This is a genomic window from Streptomyces sp. YS415 (genome assembly GCF_023544665.1).
In the GTDB taxonomy this organism is placed as follows: Bacteria; Actinomycetota; Actinomycetes; order Streptomycetales; family Streptomycetaceae; genus Streptomyces.
Genome location: NZ_JAMJFL010000006.1, coordinates 197,877 through 221,038 on the forward strand (window position 1 = coordinate 197,877; position 23,162 = coordinate 221,038).

A 23,162-nucleotide genomic window follows, 5' to 3' on the forward strand; every position below is an offset into this window, starting at 1 on the left:
ATAGCCTTATCTTGCTATCGTGGGCCGGTCTGCCGGGCTGCCGCCTCGGCGGGGCAACCCAGAGGTGGAGGACGGGCGTTGCGCATCAGAGAACTGGCCCTGGACCTGTCCCCTTTGAGGGCCGGCGGCCCCCTCGGCCTGGTGCTCGCCACCCGCGCTCTCGCCCTCCTGTGCATCGGGCTCACCTCCGTCGGTGTGGTCGTACAGGTCTACGAACAGACCGGGTCGTCGGTCCAGGTGGGTGCCGTCAGCCTGGTGCTGGGCGCGGGACTGCTGCTCGGCTTCCTGGTCGGCGGCGTCCTGGCCGACCGCAGGGATCGCAGGGCGCTCATCCTCGTCGGCAGCGGCTGGGCCGTCGTCACCTTCGCCGCCCTGTCGGCGAACGCGGCGGCCGACCGGCCCGCGCTGTGGGTCGTCTACCTCGCCGGAGCCCTGTTCGGGTTCACCGAGGGGGTCGCGGAGACCGCGCTCACCGCGGTCGTGCCCTCCCTCGTGAGCGAGGAGCACATACCCGCCACGGGGGCGCTCGTCACGGTCACCACCACCCTCGGAGCGATCGCCGGTCCCATGCTCGGCGGTGTGCTCATCGTCGGACTCGGCCTCGCCGCCACCTTCGGCATCGCGGCTGCCGGTACGGCGATCACCACGCTGCTGCTGACCCGCCTCGGCCCCATGCCGCCGACCGGCGCGCGGCCCACCGGGTCGAAGGAGTCCGAGCCGCCCATGGGGGTGGTGCAGCCGGGCGTGCTGGACGCCCTGCGCGAGGGGTTCGCCTTCATCCGAGGCAGCCGCGTCGTCACCGCCGTGCTCGTCGTGGACCTGTGCGCCGCGCTCTTCGCCACGCCGACCGCCCTCTACCCGCAGTTCGCGGAGGAACGGTTCGGCGGCGGGCCCGAGTTGGTCGGCCTGCTCACCACGGCTCCTATGATCGGCGCGGCCGTGGCCTCGCTCGCCTCCGGCTGGACGGGCCGCACGCGCCATCAATGGCGGGTGCTGTGTGCCGCGGTGGCCGTGTGGGGCCTGGCCTGTCTCGGTTTCGGCCTCAGTCCGCTGCTCGGCTTCGGTCTGTTCTTCCTCGCCCTCGGCGGCATGGCCGACACCATCTCGGAGATCATGCGCCGCACGCTGCTGATGCGGCACACCCCCGACCCCCTCCAGGGCCGGGTGAGCAGCCTCTGGCTCGCCCAGGCCATGACCGCACCGGCACTGGGCGGTGTCCTGGCCGGCCTTGCCGCCTCGGCGGTCGGCCCGTCCACGGCGGTCGCCGCGGGCGGCGCCCTGTGTGTCGGCTCGCTGTGCCTCGTCGCGCTGCTCTATCCCCAACTGTGGCGGGAAACCGGCGAGTCCACCGAACACGAGAGCGAAGGCGCGCAGGACGTTCCGGCAGGTGACGGCGGCCCGGGGAGTAACAGTGGCGCAACGGCGGCCACCTGAGCCTTGATGGCCGGTACTTAGGTATGGCTATCCTTTGCTTCGTGCTTCCGTATTCGCAGAGCCGGTCGGCGGTGTCGCCCGTTCGACCACCCGAGGCGGTTCCGCGACGGACTTCCGTACACCTCGTCGCCGTCCCCGTGTGCCTGCTCGCGCTGGGGCTGCTCTGCCTGTGCTCCATCGCTCTCGGCACCAAGTCGATCGCGCCGGAACGCGTTCTCGAGCTCCTGTGGAACCCGGACGGCTCCGAGGAGTCGGGGATTATCCATCAGATGCGGGTACCGCGCACCGAGTTCGGCCTCGTCGTCGGCGCCGCGCTGGGCGTGTCGGGTGCCCTGATGCAGGGTCTGACCCGCAACCCGCTGGCCGACCCGGGTCTCCTCGGTGTCAGCGCCGGAGCCTCCTTCGGTGTCGTCGTCACCACCGGCCTGCTCGGCATCACCGCCCCCCAGGGGTATGTGTGGTTCGCCTTCGCCGGGGCCCTGGCCGCGATCGCCCTCGTCTACGCCCTCGGCAGCGCCGGAAAGGGCGGGGCGACCCCCGCCAAACTCGCCCTCGCCGGCGCCGCCGTCACGGCGCTGCTCCAGTCCCTGGTCAACGCCGTGCTCTTGTTCGACGCCGCGGCGCTCGGCGACTTCCGCTTCTGGGTCGTGGGTTCGCTGACCGGACAGCCCGCCGGGGTCCTGGTCGACGTCCTGCCCTTCCTCGCCGTCGGGGCCGTGCTCGCGGCCACCACCGCACCGGCGCTCAACAGCCTCGCCCTCGGCGACGGGGTCGCCACGGCCCTGGGACGGAACGTCGGTCTCGTACGGCTGCGCGGAGCGGCGGCCGCCACGCTCCTCGCCGGAGGCGCGGTGGCCCTGTGCGGGCCGATCGCGTTCGTCGGCCTGGTCATCCCGCAGCTCGCCCGCTTCCTCACCGGCCCCGACCACCGCTGGATCATGCTGTACTCCGCGTTGCTCGGCCCCAGCCTGCTGCTCGCCGCCGACATCGCCGGGCGCCTGATCGCCCGTCCCGACGAACTGCATGTCGGCATCGTCGTCACGGTGATCGGTGCGCCGTTCTTCATCGCCATGGTGCGCCGCCGACGACTCCGGGAGCTGTGAGCCGTGACCGTCGACGACACCACGCGCGGCGCCGCCGCCGTCCGCAACGCGGGCGGGGTGGTGCTCCGGCTGCCGGGGACCCGGGCCTCCTGGATCCTCCGGCCCCGTGGGGCCCTCGTGAGCCTGCTCCTGGCGGTCGCGGTGGCCGCCGCGTTCGTCGTCGAGGTCGCCTTCGGAGAACTCGACCTGCCGCTCGCCGACGTGGTCCGCAGCCTCGCGGGCGGAGGCGACCCGACGACTGCCCTGGTCGTCCACAGTCTGCGCCTGCCCCGAGCCCTGGTGGGACTTATGTGCGGCGCCGCGTTCGGCGTCGCCGGAGCCATCTTCCAGACGCTGACCCGTAACCCGTTGGCCAGCCCCGACATCATCGGCGTCTCCGCCGGAGCCGGTGTGGCCGCCACCGCCGGACTGCTCATGGGGATCGGCTCCGGGCTCGGGCTGCAGACCCTGGCGCTCGTCGGCGGCCTCGGTGCGTCGGCACTCATCTACCTGCTCGCCTGGAACAACGGCACCACCGGCTACCGCATTGTCCTCGTCGGCATCGGCATCGCCGCACTGTGCAGCAGCGCCACCAGCTACCTGCTGCTCAAGGCCGGCGTCTACCAGGCCCAGCAGGCGCTCATGTGGCTCACCGGCAGCCTCAACGCGCGCGACTGGGAACACGTCGGCCCGCTCGCCGTCGCCCTGGCCGTGCTGCTGCCCTGCGTGGTGCTGCTCGCGCCGTGGCTGGGCGGGCTGCAGTTCGGCGACGAGATCGCGAAAGCCCTGGGCCTGCCGGTGCAGACCGCGCGGATCGCGCTGCTCGCCGTCGGCGCCGGCCTGGTGTCGTTCGCGACGGCCGCCGCCGGCCCCATCGCCTTCGTCGCGCTGATCGCGCCGCAGATCGCCGTACGCCTCGTCGGCGTGCCGGGTCCCGCGCTGCTGCCGTCCGCGCTGGTCGGCTCCTTCGTGGTACTGGCGGGTGATGTGGTGGGACGTCAGCTCCTGCCGGGCACCGAACTTCCCGTCGGCGTCGTGACCGGTGTGCTCGGCGCCCCGTGCCTGCTCTGGCTGCTCGGCAGGTCCAACCGCACCGGCTCAGGAGGGTGACCGTGGAAAAGCGATCGCAGGGGCTCACCGCCGAGGGCCTGACCCTGGCGTACGACGGCCGCAGTGTGGTCAACGCCCTCGACGTGACGATCCCCGCGGGGCGGGTGACCGCGGTGGTCGGTGCGAACGCCTGCGGCAAGTCGACGCTGCTGCGCGGGCTGTCGCGGCTGCTCTCGCCGAAGGAGGGAGCCGTCTACCTGGACGGCCGGCTCATCCACACCATGCGAAGCAAGGAACTCGCCCGCCAACTCGGCATGCTGCCACAGTCACCCGTGGCGCCGGACGGCATCACCGTACTCGACCTGGTCAGGCGCGGACGCAGCCCGCACCAGTCGTGGTGGCGCCAGTGGTCGCCCGATGACGAGCAGGCGGTGTACGACGCACTTGAGGCCACCGGCCTGCTGGAGCAGGCCGAACGCAGCGTGGACGAACTGTCCGGGGGCCAGCGCCAGCGCGCCTGGATCGCCATGGCACTGGCGCAGGGCACCCCGGTCCTCCTGCTCGACGAACCCACGAACCACCTCGACCTCGCCCACCAGATCGACATCCTCGACCTGGTCGTCGACCTCAACCGTGAGCAGGGACGGACCGTCGTCCTGGTGCTCCACGACCTCAACCACGCCTGCCGCTACGCCGACCACGTCATTGCCATGAAGGAGGGACGGGTCGTCGCCGAAGGTGCCCCGGCCGAGGTGATCGACCGGGAGCTCCTCGCCGAGGTCTTCGGGCTCACCTGCACGGTCATCGAGGACCCGGCAGGAGGCGGCCCGCACATCATCCCGTTCGGCCGTCACCACGGAGGACGGGCCGGGCACGAGCCGGCCGTCACCGCTCGCTGACAACCGCTCGCCCGACCGCACCATTCCCTGCACGAACACCCGCACCGCTCACCTGCACGACCTGCGGCACGCCCGCTCGGAAGGACAGTCATGCCCCTCTTCAGAATCCCCGCCATCGAGTCCGGTCAGGCGGCCCGGCTCGACCGCCGTCGTTTCCTCGCCCTCGGCGGGTCGGTCGCCGCCGTGGGACTGTTGGCCGCCTGCGGCGACTCGGACACGGGCAAGGGCTCCGACAAGGGGTCCGACGAGGCCGCCGCCGGCCCGTGGTCCTTCACCGACGACCGCGGAAAGAAGATCTCGCTGTCCAAGCGGCCGGAGCGGATCGTCGCGCAGTCCCATCCGGCCGCCGCCCTGTGGGACTTCGGCATCCAGCCCATCGGCCTGTTCGGCCCGCAGAAGACCGCTGACGGCAAGCCCAGCCCGCAGATCGGCAACGTCGACCTGTCGAAGACCACCTCGGTCGGCACGGCGTTCGGCGAGTTCCAGATGGAGAAGCTGATCTCCCTCCAGCCGGACCTGATCGTCACCATCGCCTACGGCCCGATGGTCTGGTACATCCCGGAAGACATCTACAAGAAGGTCGAGGAGGTCGCCCCGATCGCCGTCATCCAACTGATGGGCGTCGCGGTGCCGGACGCCGTCAAGCGCTTCGGCGAGCTGGCCGCAGCGCTCGGCGCGGATCCGAAGAGCGCCGAGATCGAAAAGGCCAAGGCCGACTTCGAGAAGGCGGCGGCGGGCGTCAAGGCGGCCGCCCAGACGAAGAGGGGCCTGTCGGTCGCGGTGGTCTCGGGCACGAAGGAGAACTTCTTCGTCGCCGACCCGGCCTTCCACGGCGACGTGAAGTACTTCCAGCAGCTGGGCCTCGACATCGTCAAGCCCGCCAAGCCGGATGCCGGCTTCGAGGCGCTCAGCTGGGAGGAGGCCGGCCGGTACAAGGCCGACCTGGTCCTGGAGGACGCCCGTCCCGAGGGCGGCCTGACGCACCAGCAGCTCGGTGCCTACCCGACGTGGAAGGGCAGCCCGGCGGTCAAGGCGGGTCAGGTGTCGGACTGGCAGACGGAGACGCCGTTCACGTACCAGCGCTTCACCAAGGTGCTGAACGACCTCGCCACCACCGTGAGCAACGCCCGCACCAACGTGGTGTGACGCTCGCCCGGTCGAACGCCTCGGCCCCTGCCACATGCGTGGCAGGGGCCGAGGCTTTGTGCCGTCTACTGGGCGTCGATCAGGCTCTGCGGCCGCAGATCGGTCCAGTTGGCCTCGACGTAGGCCAGAGCCTCGGAGCGGCTCACCGGCCCGAGGGCCGACCGCCAGCCGTCGGGCACGGTCTGGAACGACGGCCACAGCGAGTGCTGGCCCTCGTCGTTGACCAGCACCAGGAAGGAACCGTTCTCGTCGTCGAAGGGGTTGGTCATGGGGTGACGCCTTTCTCGGGGGCGGGGCCGGGCGAGGAGAGGGGGCCGGTGCGCGCGGCGGGATCAGGCACCGTCGCGCGCCGCGAGCATGCGGCGCAGAGCCTTCTTGTCGATCTTCCCGATCGCGGTGAGCGGCAGGTCCGCGATCGTCTCCACCCGGTCGGGCAGCTTGAAGGCGGCCACACCGCGCTCCAGCAGGAAGGCCCGCAGCGCCTGGACCGTCGGCGCCGGGCCGTCGGGGACGACCACCGCGCAGATCCGCTCGCCCTCGCCGGCCGGGTCGGGCAGGCCGACGGCGGCACAGCGCCTGACCTGCGGATGGGACACGACATGGCTCTCGACCTCCTCGGCGGAGACGCTCTCGCCGTTGCGGTCGATGGTGTCCTTGACCCGCCCCTCCACGATCAGGTGTCCGGACGGGAGTTGGCGGACCAGGTCGCCGGAGCAGTAGAAACCGTCGGGGGTGAAGGCGACGGCGTTGACCTCGGGGGCGCGGTAGTAGCCGCGCAGCGTGTAGGGGCCGCGCACCAGCAGCTCTCCGGCCTCGCCGGGCGCGACGGGCCGGCCGTCGGCGTCCACGATGCGCAACTCGTCGTCGGCGCTGAGCGGCCGGCCCTGGGTGAGGGCGACCGTCTCCGGGTCGTCCTCCGAGCGGGTGTAGTTGAGCAGGCCCTCGGCCATGCCGAACACCTGCTGCACCGCGCAGCCGAGCGTGTCGGGGATGGTGCGGGCCAGGTCGGCCGAGAGTTTCGATCCGCCGGCCTGGAGGACGCGCAGGCTGGAGATGTCCGCGGGGTCCCACTCCGCGGCGTCGATCCACAGCGGGATCAGCGGCGGCACCAGGGCGGTGTGCGTGACGTGCTCGGCCTCGATCAGCGGGAACGCGTCACCGGGCGCGGGGGAGAGGGACAGCACCACACGGCCGCCCACCGACAGGGTGCCCAGCATGCCGGGACAGGCCAGCGGGAAGTTGTGCGCGATGGGCAGGCAGGCGAGGTAGACCGTCTCGTCCGACAGCTCGCACGCCTCGGCACTGGCACGGGCGTTGTACCCGTAGTCGTTGTGGGTACGGGGGATCAGCTTCGGGACGCCGGTGGTCCCGCCGGAGACGAGGAGCAGGGCCACGTCCGCCGGGTCGGGCTCGGGGAACCGCCGGGGCTCCGCCTCGACCTTCGCGAGCGCGGTGTACGGCCCCGGGTCACCGGCCACCAGAACGTGCCGCAGCTCGGGGGCCTCGGCCCGTACGGCGGCGGCCAGTTCGCGGTAGTCGAAGGCGGCGTACTCGTCGGCGATGACGTACGCCACGGCCCCGGAGAGCCGGGCCAGGTGGCCGATCTCGGTGAGGCGGTGCGCGGGCAGGGTGAGGGCGGGGATCGCGCCGAGGCGGGCCAGCGCGAAGAACAGGACAGGGAACGCACCGGTGTTGGGCAGCTGCACCAGGACCCGGTCGCCGGCGCGTATACCGAGGTCCGCCAGGCCGGCGGCCATCCGGTCGGCTCGCTCGTCCAGTTGACGGTAAGTGAGCCGGTCGGGCCCGGCTACGATCGCGAGGCGGTCGCCGTACCGGGCTGCCCAGTCGCGCAGCAGGGCTCCGAGGGGTCGGCCGTCCCAGTGACCGGACGTGACATAGCGGGCCGCGGTCTCCGCGGGCCACGGGGTCAGCCCCGACGGCAGGGGCGCGGGGGGCTCGGTGGCGTTTGGGGTCACGTTCGGCTCGACTCTCGTGGCCGGAGGGCGCCTGGCGCTCCTCGCTGGTTTCCGCTCGTCATCGGTCGTGGAGACCGGGGGTCGTTCCCGGCATCCACAAACAAGTGTGGTTAGGTTAACCTAAGTCCCGTCGTTGCACACCTCCCGTCGCGAAGGGTGCTCATGGTGTCCATTCCTGCCTGGTCCAGGGCGATTTGAGGATGACTCGCCGGTCCTCGCGCCGATCGGTCCGGATGCCCACAGCCGTCCGGAACGCGAATCTCATCACGACACGACGTTCCTAGGAAGAAGCCGCTTCATGCTGTCGATCGACGACCTCCGGCGTGTGGTCACCGAGCTGCTCGGCGCTGGTGCCGAACCCCCTGGTGACCAGGACAACCTCATCGAACTCGGCCTGGACTCGCTCAAGTTGATGAGGATCGCCGACCGCTGCCGACGGACAGGACTGGACATCGGTTTCGCCGACCTGGCCCGGCGTCCCACGCTGGCCGGCTGGGGCGGCCTGCTGGCCGAGGCGGGGGGCGCGGCCGCGGCACCGGCGCACGACGGCAACCCCTCGGCCGTCCTCGCAGCGACGGCCGCCACCTCTCCGCAGCCCGGGGAGGGAGAATCGTTCCCGCTGGCGCTCATGCAGCACGCGTACTGGGTGGGCCGCGGCGGCTCCCAGGCCCTTGGAGCGGTGGCCGCCCACCTCTACACCGAGTTCGACGGCTCCGGCGTCGATCCCGCCCGCCTCGGTGCGGCGGTGGCGGCGCTGGCGGAGCGTCACCCCATGCTGCGCGCCCGCATCCTGGACGACGGCCATCAGGTCATCGGAGCGTGGACCCGTGGCACGGCACTGCCCGTCCTCGACCTGCGCGACGCCACCCCGCACGAGGTCGAGGAGCAGACCACCCGCCTCCGCGAACAGCTGTCGCACCAACTGCTCGACGTCGAGGCGGGGCAGGTCTTCGACATCCGCGTCACCCTGCTGCCCGAGGGCCGCACGCGCGTCCACGTGGACGTCGACATGCTGGCCGCCGACGCCCGCAGCTACCGCACGCTCCTCGCCGACCTCGTCCACCTCTACGAGCGCCCCGAACAGCCCCTGCCGCCCCTGGACTACACCTACGCCCAGTACCTGGCCGAGCGCCGCGCACAGCCGCCGCGCGAGCAGGACGTGCGATGGTGGAGCGAGCGCCTCGGTGAGCTGCCCGGTGCCCCCACCCTCCCCGCCCGCCCCGAGGCCGAGCGCGGCGACGCCCCCCGGGTGACCCGCCTGCACCACTGGCTCAGCCCCGAACAGCGCGCCCGGCTCACGGACCAGGCACGGCGTCACGCCGTCACCCCCGCGGTCGCCGTCGCCACCGCCTTCGCCGAGGTCCTCGGCGCCTGGAGCGGCGAGCCCAGGTTCCTGCTCAACGTCCCGATGTTCGACCGCCGTCCCCTCCACGCCGACGTGGACCGCCTCGTCGGCGACTTCACCAGCTCCGTCCTGCTCGACGTCGACCTGACCGAGAGCCGCACGTTCGCCGAACGGAGCAGGGACACCCAGGACCGGATGCACCGCGCCGCCGCCCACTCCTCGTACTCGGGCGTCGAGGTGCTGCGCGACCTCTCCCGGGACCAGGGCTCCCAGGTCCTCGCCCCCGTCGTCTTCACCAGCGCGCTCGACCTCGGCGAGCTGTTCGGGCCGGACGTGGAGCGGTGCCTCGGCGAACCCGTGTGGATCGTCTCGCAGGGCCCGCAGGTCCTTCTCGACGCCCAGGTCACCGAGCTGCACGACGGCCTCCTCGTCAACTGGGACGTGCGCGCGGACGCCTTCCCGGAGGGCGCCGCCGAGGCCATGTTCGCCGCGTTCACCGACCTGATAGGCGCAGTGGCCGACGGCACCGCCTGGGACACTCCCGTGGGGCCGCTCGCCACCGAGGCCCAACTCGCCGTCCGCGCCGCGGCGAACCACACCGACGGACCGACGCCCCAGCAGCCCCTGCACCAGGGGTTCTTCACCCGCGCCGCGACCGCTCCGGAAGCCCCGGCCGTACTCGCCGCCGGCTCGACCGCCCTGACCTACGGTCAACTCGCCCAGCGGGCCCTTTGTGTGGCCGGTGCGCTGCGTGCCCGCGGCGTCGAGCCCGGTGACGCGGTGGCGATCCGCCTGCCCAAGGGGCCCGACCAGCTCGTCGCCGTCCTCGGCGTCCACGCGGCCGGCGCGCACTACGTGCCGATCGGCGTGGAACAGCCCGCCGCACGCGCCGAGTCCATCCGGGCCCGCGCCAAAGCCACGGTCGTTCTCGGTAGGGCCGGCAACGGCGACGGATCGCTGCCGCTGGCCGACGCCGCCGTCTGGCCCGCACCCCTGGCCGAGCCGTTCCTCGCCGACCCGCGGTCCGTGGCCTACGTGCTCTTCACCTCGGGCTCCACCGGGGAACCGAAGGGTGTCGAGGTCTCGCACCACGCCGCCGCGAACACCATCGACGACCTCGTCGAACGCCTCGGCCTGGGCCCCGCGGACCGCACCCTCGCGCTCTCCGCCCTCGACTTCGACCTGTCCGTCTTCGACATCTTCGCCCCCCTGTCGGCGGGCGGAGCCGTCGTCACGGTTGACGAGGAGACCCGCAAGGACGCCACCGCGTGGACCGGGCTCGTCCGGCAGCACGCCGTCACCGTCCTCAACTGCGTGCCCAGCCTGCTCGACATGCTGCTCACCGCGGCCCAACACGAGCCGCTGGGCACGAGTTTGCGCGCGGTCCTGCTCGGCGGCGACTGGGTCGGCGTGGACTTGCCCGCACGACTGCACGCCCAGGTCCCCGGCTGTCGCTTCCTGGGCCTCGGCGGCACCACTGAGACGGCCATCCACTCCACGATCCAGGAGGTCGAGGGCGGTGAGGTGCCGGCCCGGTGGACGAGCGTCCCGTACGGCACCCCGCTGCGCAACGTCCGCTGCCGCGTGGTGGACACCCAGGGCCGCGACTGCCCCGACTGGGTCGCGGGCGAACTGTGGATCGGCGGCGCCGGGGTGGCAGACGGCTACCGGGGCGACGCCGAGCGGACCGCCGACCGTTTCGTCGAGAGCGACGGCTGCCGCTGGTACCGCACCGGCGACCGCGCCCGGTACTGGCCCGACGGGACCCTGGAGTTCCTCGGACGGGCCGACGACCAGGTGAAGATCCGCGGTTTCCGCATCGAACTCGGCGAGGTCGAAGCCGCGCTGGCACAGCACCCGGCCGTCCGCCAGGCCACCGCCCTGGTCATCCGCACCGGGCCCACGCCGCGCCTGTGTGCCGTCGTCGCCACGGGCGGCGGAGCCGAGGCCGGACTCGACGAGGACGACCTGAGGGCCACGGCCGCCGAGCGGCTGCCCGCCCACATGCTGCCGGACACCATCGCGGTCCTGGACGAGATGCCGCTGACCGCCAACGGCAAGACCGACCGGCGGGCCCTGCGCGAACTGCTCGCCGCCCAGGCCAAGGAGGGCGAGCACGAGGCGGCGCGGTCCTCGCTGGAAGAGGTCATCGCCCGGGTCTGGTCGGATGTCCTGGGCACGGACCGCGTCGGACGCCAGGACGACTACTTCCAGCTCGGCGGCGACTCCATCCTCGCCACCCGGATCACCGCGCAACTGCGCGAGGCCCTCGACACCGACGACGTGTCCGTCCACGACGTCCTCTCGTCCCTCACCGTCGCGGAGCTCGCCCGGACCCTCGCCGCCCGCGACACCGAGAACCGGCTCGAACTCGTCGCAGAGATCTACCTGGAGATCGACTCCCTGTCGGACGAGGAGATCGACGCCCAACTGTCCGACGTCGAGGGCGGTCCGGAGCGCGCCGATGGCTGAGCCGCTCGCCGGCCGGGCGGCAGGCGGCGCGGCCGACGCCTGGTTCCGGCGGTACGCACCCCGGCCTGATGCCTCGGCACGGATCGTGTGCTTCGGCCCGGCCGGGGGCGCCCCCGCCTTCTACCGTGACTGGGCCCGGGCCGTGCCCGACGACGTCGAAGTGCTGTCGGTGGTCCTCCCCGGCCGCGAACGCCGCTTGGCGGAGCCCGCGCTGACCGACATGGAGCGGCTCGCGGACAACGCCGCCGCCGCGCTGCTCGCGGTGCTCGACCGGCCGACCGTGCTCTTCGGCCACAGCATGGGCGCCTCGGTCGCCTTCGAGGTGACGCGCCGTCTGGAGGCGTCCGGCGGGCGCCGTCCCGCCGCCCTCGTCGTGTCCGGCAGGCCGAGTCCGCGCCGTCTGCTGGAGCGCCCCTCGCCCGTGGCGGACTACGACGACGACCAGATCGTGGCCTATCTGCGCGGCCTCGGCGGCACCCCGGACGAACTGCTCGACGACCCGGAGGCACGGGAGCTGATCCTGCCGCCCTGCCGGGCCGACTTCCAGGTCATCGGCCGGTACGCCCCCGAATTGCACCCTCGCATCACCACGCCGCTGCTCGTCGTGCTCGGTGACCAGGACGCGTCCGTCCCGGCCTGGGACGCGGCGCGCTGGGGCGAGGTCGCCACCCGGTTGAGCGGGATTCACGTCCTGCCCGGCGGCCACTTCTACCTGGTCCCCGAGCGGACCGCCGTCATCGACCGCGTGCTGCGGTCGGTCCACGAGACCGGTGCGCCCGCCGACGTACCGTCCGCTGCCGTACAGCCGGCCGACCTGCCCAGCGCCACCGATCCCCACGAGGGAACCGCCCGCCACGCCGGACGATCCGACTCCGGGAAAGAGAGAGAAGCCGTGACCTTCGCCCCTGCCTATCACGAGCGCCGAATATCGCTGACCGGCGACGCGCTGAGCACCGCGGCGGCACTGTCGGAGACCTCGGCCGAGGCGTACGTGCTCTACGAGAACCGGGGCGCCGTCGGCTGGGCGGAAGGCGAGTTCGGCACGGTCGTCGTCCGCTCCGGCGGGACCACCCTGTGCCTCGGCGACGCCGACCCGGTCGAGTTCCCCGCCGACCGCGGTGTGCTGCACGCGCTCGACCAGGCCCTGGCCGCCGTGCAGGTCGAGGGCTGGCGGGCCTACGGCTGGGCCGCGTTCGAGCTGAGCTACCCCCTGCACGGCCTGCCCGCCGCGCCCGGTGACACCCCGCTCGCCCATCTCGTCGTGCCCCGGTGCGAGGTCAGGATCGAGGACGGCAGCGCCCTCCTGCGCGTGCTGGCCCCCGAGGACCTCGACACGCTGGAGCAGCGGGTGCGTTCGGCGGCCGCCCTGGGCGGAGCGGTCGGCAGCACGCGGCGGGTGACGGCCGATGTCGAGCACCATGACGCCGACGTCTACCGGGCCTCGGTGGCGGCGGCCGTGGAGGAGATCCGTGCCGGTCACCTGACCAAGGTGATCCTCTCCCGCGTCGTGCCGGTCACTTCCCCCATCGACATGCCTGCCACGTACCTCGAAGGGCGCCGCGGCAACGACCCCGCCCGCTCGTTCCTGCTGCGGCTCGGCGGCTGGGAGACGGCCGGTTTCAGTCCGGAGATCGTCGCTCGCGTCACGGGCGAGGACGGCCATGTCGTCGCCCAGCCCCTGGCGGGCACCCGCGCCCTGGAGGGCGACGTGGAGGCGGACCGCGGTCGCCGGGCCGAGCTCTACCGCGACGAGAAGGAAGTCTTCGAACACGCTGTCTCCGTACGCCTGGTGGCGGAGGAATTGGGAGAGGTCTGCACCCGGGAGTCCGTCGCCGTCGACGACTTCATGTCGATCAAGGAGCGGGGCAGCGTGCAGCACCTGGCCTCCCGCCTCTCCGGCTCCCTCGCCCCGGGCAAGACGGCGTGGGAGGCCTTCGGCGCCCTGTTCCCCGCGGTGACGGCCTCCGGCATACCCAAGGCCGAGGGGTGCGAACTCATCCGCCGTGCCGAGCGCCGGCCTCGCGGGCTCTACAGCGGCGCCGTGCTCACGGTCGACGCGGACGGCACGGTCGACGCGGCCCTGGTGCTGCGCAGCGTCTTCCGCCACGAGGGGCGGACCTGGATGCGCGCAGGCGCCGGCATAGTGGCGCATTCGACCCCGGAGCGTGAGCTGGAGGAGACGCGCGAGAAGATGCGCAGCGTCTCGCGCTTCCTCGTCCCGGCGGCCGAGACCGAGGCAAAGCCCCTGGCGTCCGCCCCGGACGAGCAGTCCGCAGCGTTGGCCCGCTGAGCTCGACGGAAAGAGATCGGGACGGTCGGTCGCGCGCGTTCGTGCGCGGCCGGCCGCCCGTACGTCCGCCCCGCACTTCCCAACGGACCTAGCTCGGAAGGAGATTCGTGCAGTACGAGCACAACGACGGGCTGCCCGGATTTCCGCCAGGACCGGGCCGACCGCACGCGGGAGCCGTGGAGGTCTGGCGCTTTCACGCCACCCCGGCCGAGGTGGAGGCCGCCGAGCGCATGGTGGACCTTCTCGATCCCGAGGAGCGGCGGCGTGCGGCGGCCTTCCGGCGTCCCGCCGACCGCGGGCTGTACCTCGTCTCCCATGTGGGACTGCGGGTGCTCCTCGGTGCCCGGCTGGGTCTGGCGCCCGTGTCCGTCGAACTGCGGCGCGCAGCTTGCCCGCTGTGTGGTGGCCCGCACGGGAGACCGGAGGTGACGGCCGCTCCCGACCTCCATTTCTCCCTCTCGCACGCCCACGGGCTCGCGCTGTGCACCCTCGCCGGCACGCCGGTCGGCGTCGACGTGGAAGCGGCCGCCTCCGTCCCGGACCTGAGCCTGGTGCCGCATCTGCATCCGGCCGAACGCGTCGCGATCGGACGGCTGCCGGAGAGCCGCCGTGCGGACGTCTTCCTGCAGTGCTGGGTCCGAAAGGAGGCGTATCTGAAGGGCATCGGAACGGGCCTGGGGATCGACCCCGCCACGGTCCATGTCGGCCTGGGCCCACGGGACGACGACACGGCCCTCGACGAGCCCGACGGCTGGAGGCTCGCCATGGTGGCGGTGCCCCTTGGCCATGCCGCGGCAGTCGCGCTCCAGCACCCGGACGCGCCCGCTGTCGCGACCGGCGTTGCCTCGCTCGCTTCCCTCACCTCGGCTGACGCCGTGTAGAGGGGCCGGAACGCAGTCGCAGCGTGCAGCACTTCACACTTCGCCGGACGTCCAGGCTGCTGGGGGCGGGATCAATTAAGTAAGGCTTACCTACATAATGTGATGGTGGCTACGATGAGCCGGGTATCGGTCAAACGGGGCGGCGGGCCCCGTACTCGCACCGCAGTGCCGCTTCGACGGCGCGTGGATCGATCGGCTCGTTCCATCCCGGCGCTCTCATACGGAAGGCGGTCGGCATGTCCAGCGACTCGGATGCGTTCGTCGAGGATGGTCACCGGACGGTCTCCGAGATGGATGAGGCGATCATCGACCTCGTCCGTCGGCGCACTGCCCTGTGCGGGGAGCTGGCGGCGCTGCGACGGGCGGCGGGTGGCCCGGCGACCGAACTCTCCCGTGAGAACGCCGTGTTACGCCGCTTTCGCGAGGCGCTCGGGCGCGAGGGTACGTCGCTGGCGATGCTCCTGATCGAGCTGGAGCGGCGGACACGTTCCGTCCAGGTACCGGCAGCGCGTCCGACGGCCCTGGCCGAACGGCGTTGAATGGGGACAGGTCGGGACTGGCGACTGACCCCGGCCGCCAGTGAGTGAACCGGGACGACATGCCGCAGGCGCGGGCCTGCGCGAGGGTTGCCGCGCAGGCCCGCGCACTCACCTTGGACCAGGGCTCAGCCGGGCCAGGTGCCGGTCAGTCGGCGGGTTGCGGCGGCGCCGCCGCGGTCGACGGCTGCCTTGACGCCGGCGAAGATCGCACCCTGCAAGACGGCCGCGGCCAGGATCTCGCCCCACCGGCGTTCCTCGTCGGTGGCATCGGGTGCGTCCTCGTCGTGGCCGAGCATCTTCCACGCCTGCTTGAACACTGCGCCTGCCAGCATGCCGGTGACGGCGCCGAGGGCCAGGCCGACCGGCTTGTAGGCGATCTTCGATGCCTTCATCTCGGATCTCTCCTCGTTCTGTGTTCTAGCTCTTGTTGCGGCGCAGCAGGACGCAGGCGATCAGGAGGGCCGCGCCGGCCGCGACGAGGGCGCCGCGGTTGTCGCGGACGGGTTCGGGGGCCTTGTCCTGCCACAGGCGCTGGGCCTGCTCTGCCTTGGTCCTGGCCTGGTCGGCGGCCGTGGCGGCCTTCTCCTTGATCGGGTCGGGCAGCTTGTTCTGCACCAGGTGTGCGGCCTCGGTGGCCTTGGCTTTCGCCTGCTCGCTCAGCACGGTCGCCTTTGCGGTCGCCTGCTCCTTGATCGCGGCGGCCTTCTCGCTCGCGCGGGCCTTGACGTCCGTCTTGCCGGCGAGCGCCTCGACCGTCTCGCCCAGTTCCTGGCGGGTCTGCTCGACCTGCTCGCGGAGTTCTTCCGGGCTCTGGGCGGTGGGTTCGTCGTGGGGCGGCTGGGTCATCGCTTGGCACTCTCCTTGATCTTGGCCATATCGGCCTTGACGCTGTCGAGGGTCGCTTCGGGGGTCGGTGGTGCGGCACGGGAGACTTCCTTCTTGCCGCCCAGTGCCAGCGCCGCCGTGACCAGGCCGAGGACGGCGGTGACGATCAGGGCCGCGGCCCAGACCGGCAGCACCGTCGCCAGGGCGGCGATCGCGGTGGCGACCAGCGCCTGCGCGGTGAGGAAGCCGACCAGGCCGGCTCCGCCGAACAGGGCGCCGCCCTTGCCGTAGTGCTTGCCCTTCTGTTTCATCTCCGTCTGCGCCAGCTGCATCTCGGTCCGCACCAGCTCGGTGAGCTGCTGCGATGCACGCTGTACCAGCTGTCCGACCGGTTCCTCACCCGTTGCGGTGCGGCTGCCGGTGGTGGGACGGCTCTCGACCATCGTCATCCCCTTTCGTCCCTCGTGCCCGCCGAGTCCCACGCATTGCGTCGGCGGACACCCGTTCCGGGGTACTGACACACACCGTTCACAAGATCACCGACGGTTGGTCGGACCGTTGAGGTTCATGCACGCCCGAATGCACCAGCCTGCCGGCGTCTCGTCGATCCGCAGGTCGTGAGTGACTGCGGCGACGATGGCCAGGCCGCGGCCGTGCTCGTCGGGCTCGGCCGGCGGGGTGGCCGTCCTGGGCTGCCCGTGATCGGTGACCGCGAGGTGCAGCTTCGGGTCGGTGCGGGTGATCGTGAGCGTCATCGTGTCGCGTCCGTGGAGCACCGCGTTGGTCAGGAGCTCGCTGATCACCAGCTCCGCCGTGGTCCGGGCGTCGGCGTCCAGGGCCCAGGCGGCGAGAAGAGCGGACGCGCGCCTTCTGAGCAGGCCCACTGAGGCGGCCTGTGCCGGTGCTGTCACGCGGACGCGGTGCACCTGGGAGGCCATGGCCAGGGATCGAGGAGTCGCTGGGCGGGAGGTGCTGATGAGATACATGGTGGTTCCCGGAGGTCGGGGCATGTTCGCTCGTCACCGAGGTGCGCTGGTCGTCTCGTCCGCCACGACGTGGGCGGATGTGACGCTGGGGTCGCCCTGGCGGCCGCCCCGGCCACGTAGCCGGAGCGGCCGTCTCAGGGGCGGCGGCGGGGCTCAAGGAGAAGGCGCCTCACGCGAGCGCGGGCCGGGCACTCGCTTCCGCCTCGCGGCGCATGGTGTACGGGCGCAGGTTCCACGCGGCGACGGTGTACCCGAGGCGGCCCTCTCCCGCGGGGTGGCTCTCTCCAGCGGCGTGGCCCTCTCCCTCAGCGTGGGCCTCGATCCGCCAGGGGCCGCTCCCGGTGGGATAGAACCGCAAGGTCAGCGTCCGGCCCGACGGCAGGTACAGCTCGGCGACGGAGCGGTCCACCACCAGGCGCAGCTCGACCGCGGCACCCGAGGCGGTCTTCGCCTCGGGGCAGGGCATGCGGTACGTGCCCCCGTGGGCGCGTGGGTCGAGTGAGGCGCGGTCACGGTCCACGACGAGCTCGCCGGTGGCGGAGTCGATCCTGATGTCGAGGAACTCGCTGCCATCCGCGGAGGTCACCAGGCGAAGCCCACCGCCCACCGCGTTAAGTTCCAGGCGGGCGGTCAGGTCGAAGCTCGCGTCCACCATGCCCAGTACGGCAGTTGAGGAGGTCTCCCCGGATGCCGTGAGGGCGCGTCCGTCGCGCAGCGACAGGAGCTCCGCGGCCGGCTGCTGTCGTACGGAGCCGTCCTCGCCGAGGGTGACCTCGCGCGGCAGCGACAACAGACCCGCCCAACCCGCCTCCTTGGCCCACTGCTGGTCGCGGGCCTCCCAGGACCAGCCCCACAGCAGCCACCGGCCGTCGGGTGCGGGCAGCAGGGCTGGTGCGTAGAGGTCGGGGCCGTGGTCGAACAGGGCGGGGGCACCGGCCACGAAGCGGCCGTCCTGCTCATGTCCGGCGTAGACCACGGTCCGCTGAGGCCCGAGCTCGGGGTCCCAGGCGCTGAGGATCAGTGCGCCGCGTCCGTCCGGTGTGTGCAGGTACTGGGGGCACTCCCAGCCCAGCCCGGTGTCGGCGCCCGGCGCCACCGACTGGGGTGCGTGGTCAAGGAACGGGCCGCGGTAGTGCCACTGTTCGAGGTCGGCGGACTCGTAGAGGAGGGCTGCGGCGCGGCCGTCCGTCAGGGCGGAGCCGACCAGCATCCGCCAGCGGCCGCCCTCGTGCCAGACGTAGGGGTCGCGGTACATGCTGACGCCCGAGGGCGGTTCGGGTATCAGCAGGCTGCCGCGCGGGGTCCAGGTGCGGCCCCCGTCGGTGGACGCGGCGGTGGTGACCGGTTGCGACCAGCGGTCGGCGCGGAAGGCGGAGTAGAAGGCGACCATGCGGTCGCCGTCGGAGACGGCGTTGCCGGAGTAGCAGCCGTCGGCGTCCTCGCCGCCCGGTGTGGGGGACAGGGCGACCGGGAGTTCCTCCCAGGTCAGCAGGTCGGTGCTGCGGAAGTGACCCCAGTGCACGTTCGCGTGCTCGGGCCCGTACGGGTTGTACTGGAAGAGCACGTGGTAGTGGCCGTCGTGGAAGGCCAGTCCGTTGGGGTCGTTGAGCCAGTTGCGGGGCGGGCGCAGGTGCGCGACGGGCAGGTGGGGGTCTGCGGGCAGGACGGACACGCGGAGGTCCTTTCCAAGGGGGGTGTCGAAAAGGCGCTGTCAGCCCTTGACGCCGGTGGAGGCGATGCTGTTGACGAAGGAGCGCTGGAAGGCCACGAACAGGGCCAGGATCGGCACGGTGATCATGGAGGAGTAGGCCATGATCTGGCCCCAGCCGACATTGAGTTGGAAGAAGTAGGAGATGCCGACCATCACCGGTCGCAGGTTCTCGCTCTGGATGACCATGAGCGGCCACAGGTAGGAGTTCCAGGCGGGCAGGAAGGTGAGGATGGCGACGGTGGCCACGGCCGGTCCGGACAGCGGCATGATGATCCGCCGGTAGATCGTGAACCAGCCGGCGCCGTCCATGACGGCGGCCTCGTCGATCTCCTTGGGGATGCTCTGGAAGTACTGGTGGAAGAAGAAGATCGAGAAGGCGTTGGCCACGAACGGGACGATCTGCACCTGGTAGGTGTCCATCCAGCCGGTGGTCCACTCCAGGTCGAAGCCGTTGACGCGGAGCAGCGGCAGCTGGTTGACCCACCACACCAGCGGCAGGGCGAAGGTCTCGAACGGCACGATGAGGGTGGCGATGACCGCGGTCATGACGACCTTGCGGCCCGGCCAGACCATGCGTGACAGCGCGAAGGCGGCCATGCTGTTGATGATGACGCCCAGGATCACGGTGACCGAGGAGATGATCACCGAGTTCAGCAGGAACTGTGCTGCGGGCACGCGGTCGAAGACGCCGGTGTAGTTGTCCAGGGACAGGGCGCCGGCCGGGAGGAAGGCGCGCAGGGAGCCGAGGTCGTCGAAGATCTGGTCGTCCGTCTTGAACGAGGAGACCAGCATGAACAGGAGGGGCAGCGCGAAGACCAGGGCGAGGACGACGCGGCCGGCGTGACCGCCGAGGTGCTTGAGGAAGGAGGTCATGTCAGTCCTTCTCCCGGGTCAGGAAGCGCTGGGCGAGGGACACGCTCAGGACGAGCACGAAGAAGACCAGGGAGATGGCCGCCGCGTACGCGGTCTGCTGCTGGTCGTAGCCGGAGTGCACCGCCTGGTAGACGACCGTCGTGGTGGAGTCCAAGGGCCCGCCTTGGGTCATCACCCTGATCTGGGTGAACAGGCTGAACGCCGCGATGGTGATGGTGACGAGCACGAAGGTGCGGGTGGCGCGCAGTCCGGGCCAGGTGACGTGGCGGAAGCGGTGCCAGCGGGTGGCTCCGTCCAGGTCGGCTGCTTCGTACAGTTCGGCGGGGATGGTCTGCAGGCCGGCCAGCCAGATGATCATGTGGAAGCCGACGCCCTGCCACACCGACATCAAGATGATGGCGGGCATGGCGGTGTCCGGGTCGCCCAGCCAGTCCGGGCCGTCGAGGTGCCCGAAGGTCAGGGTCGAGATCACGTGGTTGACGAGGCCGTCCTCGCGGTAGAGGAAGGTCCACAGCAGGGAGACCACGACCATCGAGGTCACGACGGGCAGGAAGTAGACGGTCCGGAAGAAGTTGACGCCGCGTACTTTCGCGTTGACCAGCAGCGCCAGTGCGAGGGCGAGGCCTGCTTGCAGCGGGACGACGACGGCGGCGAAGTAGGCCGTGTTGCGCAGGGACTTGTAGAAGACCGGGTCCTCGAAGAGCAGCCGGAAGTTGCGCAGGCCCACGAAGCGGGCCGGGGTGGGGGAGATGAGTCGGGCGTCGGTGAATGCCAGGGCGAAGGCGAGGACGACCGGTACGACGAGGAAGACGATCAGCAGCACGATGGCCGGTGTGGCCATGCCGACGGCGGTGAGGCGCTCACGGCGGCGGGTGCGGGTCGGTCGTGCTCTTCGTACCGGACGCAGCCGGCCGAGGGCTGCGGTCTTGGTGGTCACGGTAGCTCCAGGAGGGCCGGTCCGGTTCGGGCACGCGGGTGAGCGCGATCAGGGCCCGAACCGGACCGGGTGGGTCAGCCGGCGTAGTAGTTGTTCGTCTTGAGGTTGTTGTCGATGTCCTTCGCGGCCTGGCCGAGCGCTTCCTTGGGGTCGGCGCCGGCCAGGATGTCCTTGGCCGCCTTCTCGAACTCGGTGGAGATGTAGGGGTAGGCCGGGGTCACCGGGCGCACCTCCGCGTACTCGCGGGCGAACTCCACGAGGTCGTTGAACTGCCCGCCCGGCTCGTAGCCGTCGATCTGCTGGGCCGCGGCCTCGGTGGCCGGGAGAGTTCCGGTGGCCTCGGCGTAGTCGACGAAGTACTTCGTCTGGCGGGAGAACTTCAGCCACGCCTGGGCGCCGTCCTTGTTGGAGCAGCTGGAGCTCATCGCCCACTGCCAGGACGCGCCACCGATCTTGGGGCCGTTGCCGAAGTCGACCGGCGGGATGATCGCCAGGTCGTCGCCGAGCTTGTCGGCGTTCTTGGCCGCGTTCCAGCTGCCGTCCCACTGGATGGCGCTCTTGCCGGCCAGGAAGTCCTTGTTGGGGTCTGCGCCGGACTTCTTGGCGATATAGCCCTTGGCCACCAGCGAGTGGAACCAGGTGGCCCACTCGACGGACTCGGGGCCGTCGAGGGTGCCGGAGGCGGCCTTGTATCCGTCGCGGTCGATCAGGTCGCCGCCGAAGCTCTGCAGCTGCGGGGAGTAGGCGTAGGACCACCACTCACCACTGCCGCCGGTGCCCATCTCCAGCGGGTAGTCGAACTCTCCGCTCTTCTTGAGCTTGGCCAGGGCGGCGTCGAACTCGGCCTTGGTCCAGGGCTTGTCCATGGTCGGGATGCGGATGCCGTGCTCGTTGAGCACCGACTTGCGGGCGAAGTGGGTCAGGGCGACGTCGTAGAAGCCGAAGGCGTAGAGCTTGTCCTGATAGCGGCCCACCGTGCTGGCGAGCTGGTCGTCGAGGGGCACCTCGCTGCCCGAGACGTCGATGGGGGAGAGGTAGCCGCCCCAGGCCCAGTTCGCGACGTTGGGGCCGTCGACATCGAGCAGGCAGGGCAGCTTGCGGGCCGAGGCCGCGGCGACGACGGAGCTGTTGTAGTCGTTCTGCGGGAACGCCTGGAGCTTGACCTTGTACGTGGTCTGGGAGGCGTTGAAATCCTTGATGATCTTCTTGACGACGTCGAGTTCGGCCGAGTTGCCGGCGTTGTGCGTCCACAGGGTCAGGGTGTCGCCGCTGGCTCCGGACGAGGCACCGCCGTCTCCGGAGGCGCATCCGGCGACCAGCGCGGTCGCCGCCACTGCGGCTACACTCGCACCAGCGAGGCGCCTTGTTTTCCACACCACGGGGTTTCCTCCATCTCACTGAGGCGGGTCTTGCCGGACCCGCCGGTGCGACCGGTTGCGTCGGTCGCTGTCTTTCGGTGACCGTCCTGCCGCCCGGGTTTTCGCCCGGCGGCAGGACGACCTTTTTTTGGGGGGCTTTCGTCAGTCCATGGCGGGGGCGCCGATGGAATCACGTTCCTGCAGCGGCATGGCCACCCGGTGGACGGCTGCCTCCAGCGGCCCCTGACGCAAGATCAGCTCCACGGCCAGGCGGCCGAGCTGGTAGTGCGGCAGCTTCACGGTGGTGAGCGCCGGGCGCAGGGCGGACGCGATGTCCTGGTCGTCGAAGGAGACCACCGACACGTCACCGGGCACGGACAGTCCCGCCTCGCCCAGCGCCTGGTAGGCCCCGAAGGACACCCGATCGGTCAGGCAGACCAGCGCTCGCGGGCGGTGGCCCGCCCTCAGCAGCGCGCTGACCTCGCGGTAGCCGTCCGGGGTGTTCCAGTCGCACTCGATGACGCCGTCCAGGCGGGCCCCGCCCGCACGCAGAACCTCTTCAAGCCCGCGCATGCGCTCGTTGCCGGCGATGTTTCCCTCGGGGGTGGCGGGCACGGCCAGGTGGCCGCCGATCGCCCAGATGCCGTGGGTGTGACCGGCCGCCAGCAGGGCGCGCGCCGCGTCCCGGCCGGCCTGCAGTTCGTCGGGCACCACCGAGGGCGCGTCGAAGCCGGGCGCCAGGCAGTTCAGCAGCACCATCCGCTGCCCGTGGAGCTCCTTGGGCGGGGTGATGTAGCGGGTGAACATGGTCGCGTAGATGACCGCGTCGACCTGGCGGTCGAGCAGCGCGTGCACCAGTGACGACTCGGCGGCGCGGTCGCCGCCTGCCTCCGTGATGAACAGCAGGTGGTCGCGTTCACGGGCGGCCTCGAGGGCGCCGCGGATCACGTCGCCCGCGAACGGGGTGGTGGTGATCATGTCGGACACGAACCCGATGGTCTGAGTCGACTTCGTGCGCAGGCTGCGTGCCGTGACGTTGGGGCGGTAGCCCAGTTCCTTTGCGACCTGCAGCACGCGGGCCCGGGAGGCCTCCGAGATGCGCATGTCGGTGCGGCCGGACAGCGCGAACGACGCGGTGGTCGGCGAGACGCCCGCCATGCGGGCAACGTCGGCCATGGTCACGCGGCGTTCAGACATCAGCGGCTCCCGCTTCGTTAAATCGTATTAGCAAGGCTGTGACGAGATTGAATCGCTGATGGCTCGATGTCAACACCCCGGACATCTCGAACCGGCAACGGTGCAGTTTTGCACCTTTCGTCCGGCTCTCTGTGACGGCCAGGTAAATCGCCGTGCATTAG

At 71.3% G+C, this 23,162-nt stretch carries 20 protein-coding genes; 9 read left to right on the forward strand and 11 right to left on the reverse strand.

Going from position 1 to position 23,162, the window contains the following annotated elements; translation table 11 throughout:
* Positions 1 to 78: 78 nt before the first annotated feature.
* From entS to M8H82_RS10260, 5 genes are all read left to right on the forward strand, one after another.
* Entirely contained in the window at positions 79 to 1,434 is a 1,356-nt protein-coding gene (gene entS / locus M8H82_RS10240; RefSeq protein ID WP_250072365.1) for an enterobactin transporter EntS, read from the forward strand.
* Positions 1,435 to 1,475: 41 nt separating this feature from the next.
* A complete protein-coding gene (locus M8H82_RS10245) occupies positions 1,476 to 2,537 on the forward strand; it encodes a FecCD family ABC transporter permease (RefSeq protein ID WP_374211644.1) in 1,062 nt (353 codons plus the stop codon).
* A gap of 3 nt (positions 2,538 to 2,540) precedes the next feature.
* Entirely contained in the window at positions 2,541 to 3,626 is a 1,086-nt protein-coding gene (locus M8H82_RS10250; RefSeq protein WP_250072367.1) for an iron chelate uptake ABC transporter family permease subunit, read from the forward strand.
* Between the two features lie 2 nt (positions 3,627 to 3,628).
* Positions 3,629 to 4,465: an ABC transporter ATP-binding protein gene (locus tag M8H82_RS10255; protein WP_250072369.1), complete on the forward strand. Its 837-nt coding sequence runs from the start codon at positions 3,629 to 3,631 to the stop codon at positions 4,463 to 4,465.
* A gap of 90 nt (positions 4,466 to 4,555) precedes the next feature.
* Positions 4,556 to 5,611 carry an ABC transporter substrate-binding protein gene (locus M8H82_RS10260; protein WP_250072370.1) on the forward strand — a complete coding sequence of 352 codons (1,056 nt, stop codon included), beginning with the start codon at positions 4,556 to 4,558 and terminating at the stop codon, positions 5,609 to 5,611.
* 65 nt (positions 5,612 to 5,676) lie between these two features.
* Here the strand turns inward: M8H82_RS10260 and M8H82_RS10265 are convergent, their stop codons facing one another.
* Positions 5,677 to 5,880, reverse strand: a complete 204-nt coding sequence (locus M8H82_RS10265; RefSeq protein ID WP_250072371.1) for an MbtH family protein — start codon at positions 5,878 to 5,880, stop codon at positions 5,677 to 5,679.
* 63 nt (positions 5,881 to 5,943) lie between these two features.
* Entirely contained in the window at positions 5,944 to 7,587 is a 1,644-nt protein-coding gene (locus tag M8H82_RS10270) for an AMP-binding protein (protein WP_308293242.1), read from the reverse strand.
* 298 nt (positions 7,588 to 7,885) lie between these two features.
* Between M8H82_RS10270 and M8H82_RS10275 the strand changes: the two genes are divergently transcribed.
* From M8H82_RS10275 to M8H82_RS10290, 4 genes are all read left to right on the forward strand, one after another.
* On the forward strand, positions 7,886 to 11,404 hold the full coding sequence (locus M8H82_RS10275) for an amino acid adenylation domain-containing protein (protein WP_250072372.1): 3,519 nt from the start codon (positions 7,886 to 7,888) through the stop codon (positions 11,402 to 11,404).
* Positions 11,397 to 13,694 carry a salicylate synthase gene (locus tag M8H82_RS10280; protein ID WP_250072373.1) on the forward strand — a complete coding sequence of 766 codons (2,298 nt, stop codon included), beginning with the start codon at positions 11,397 to 11,399 and terminating at the stop codon, positions 13,692 to 13,694. Before M8H82_RS10275 ends, M8H82_RS10280 begins: the two co-directional genes overlap by 8 nt.
* Before the next feature lie 107 nt (positions 13,695 to 13,801).
* Complete coding sequence (locus M8H82_RS10285) at positions 13,802 to 14,575, forward strand: 4'-phosphopantetheinyl transferase superfamily protein (protein ID WP_250072374.1); 774 nt, start codon at positions 13,802 to 13,804, stop codon at positions 14,573 to 14,575.
* Between the two features lie 236 nt (positions 14,576 to 14,811).
* On the forward strand, positions 14,812 to 15,114 hold the full coding sequence (locus tag M8H82_RS10290; protein WP_250072375.1) for a chorismate mutase: 303 nt from the start codon (positions 14,812 to 14,814) through the stop codon (positions 15,112 to 15,114).
* A gap of 125 nt (positions 15,115 to 15,239) precedes the next feature.
* Here M8H82_RS10290 and M8H82_RS10295 read toward each other — a convergent pair whose 3' ends face one another.
* The 9 genes from M8H82_RS10295 to M8H82_RS10335 form a co-directional block, all read right to left on the reverse strand.
* Positions 15,240 to 15,506, reverse strand: a complete 267-nt coding sequence (locus tag M8H82_RS10295) for a DUF4235 domain-containing protein (protein WP_250072378.1) — start codon at positions 15,504 to 15,506, stop codon at positions 15,240 to 15,242.
* A gap of 25 nt (positions 15,507 to 15,531) precedes the next feature.
* A complete protein-coding gene (locus M8H82_RS10300) occupies positions 15,532 to 15,960 on the reverse strand; it encodes a DUF3618 domain-containing protein (RefSeq protein ID WP_250072381.1) in 429 nt (142 codons plus the stop codon).
* Positions 15,957 to 16,388: a phage holin family protein gene (locus tag M8H82_RS10305; protein ID WP_250072382.1), complete on the reverse strand. Its 432-nt coding sequence runs from the start codon at positions 16,386 to 16,388 to the stop codon at positions 15,957 to 15,959. Before M8H82_RS10305 ends, M8H82_RS10300 begins: the two co-directional genes overlap by 4 nt.
* Before the next feature lie 87 nt (positions 16,389 to 16,475).
* Positions 16,476 to 16,850: an ATP-binding protein gene (locus M8H82_RS10310; RefSeq protein WP_250072384.1), complete on the reverse strand. Its 375-nt coding sequence runs from the start codon at positions 16,848 to 16,850 to the stop codon at positions 16,476 to 16,478.
* 244 nt (positions 16,851 to 17,094) lie between these two features.
* Entirely contained in the window at positions 17,095 to 18,597 is a 1,503-nt protein-coding gene (locus M8H82_RS10315) for a glycoside hydrolase family 32 protein (RefSeq protein WP_250072386.1), read from the reverse strand.
* A gap of 39 nt (positions 18,598 to 18,636) precedes the next feature.
* Positions 18,637 to 19,509 carry a carbohydrate ABC transporter permease gene (locus tag M8H82_RS10320; RefSeq protein WP_250072388.1) on the reverse strand — a complete coding sequence of 291 codons (873 nt, stop codon included), beginning with the start codon at positions 19,507 to 19,509 and terminating at the stop codon, positions 18,637 to 18,639.
* A gap of 1 nt (position 19,510) precedes the next feature.
* Complete coding sequence (locus M8H82_RS10325; RefSeq protein WP_250072393.1) at positions 19,511 to 20,446, reverse strand: carbohydrate ABC transporter permease; 936 nt, start codon at positions 20,444 to 20,446, stop codon at positions 19,511 to 19,513.
* A 74-nt stretch (positions 20,447 to 20,520) separates the two neighbouring features.
* On the reverse strand, positions 20,521 to 21,780 hold the full coding sequence (locus M8H82_RS10330; protein ID WP_250072394.1) for a sugar ABC transporter substrate-binding protein: 1,260 nt from the start codon (positions 21,778 to 21,780) through the stop codon (positions 20,521 to 20,523).
* Between the two features lie 186 nt (positions 21,781 to 21,966).
* The gene (locus tag M8H82_RS10335) at positions 21,967 to 23,001 is read right to left on the reverse strand and encodes a LacI family DNA-binding transcriptional regulator (protein WP_250072396.1); all 1,035 of its coding nucleotides are present in this window, start codon (positions 22,999 to 23,001) and stop codon (positions 21,967 to 21,969) included.
* Positions 23,002 to 23,162: the final 161 nt, after the last annotated feature.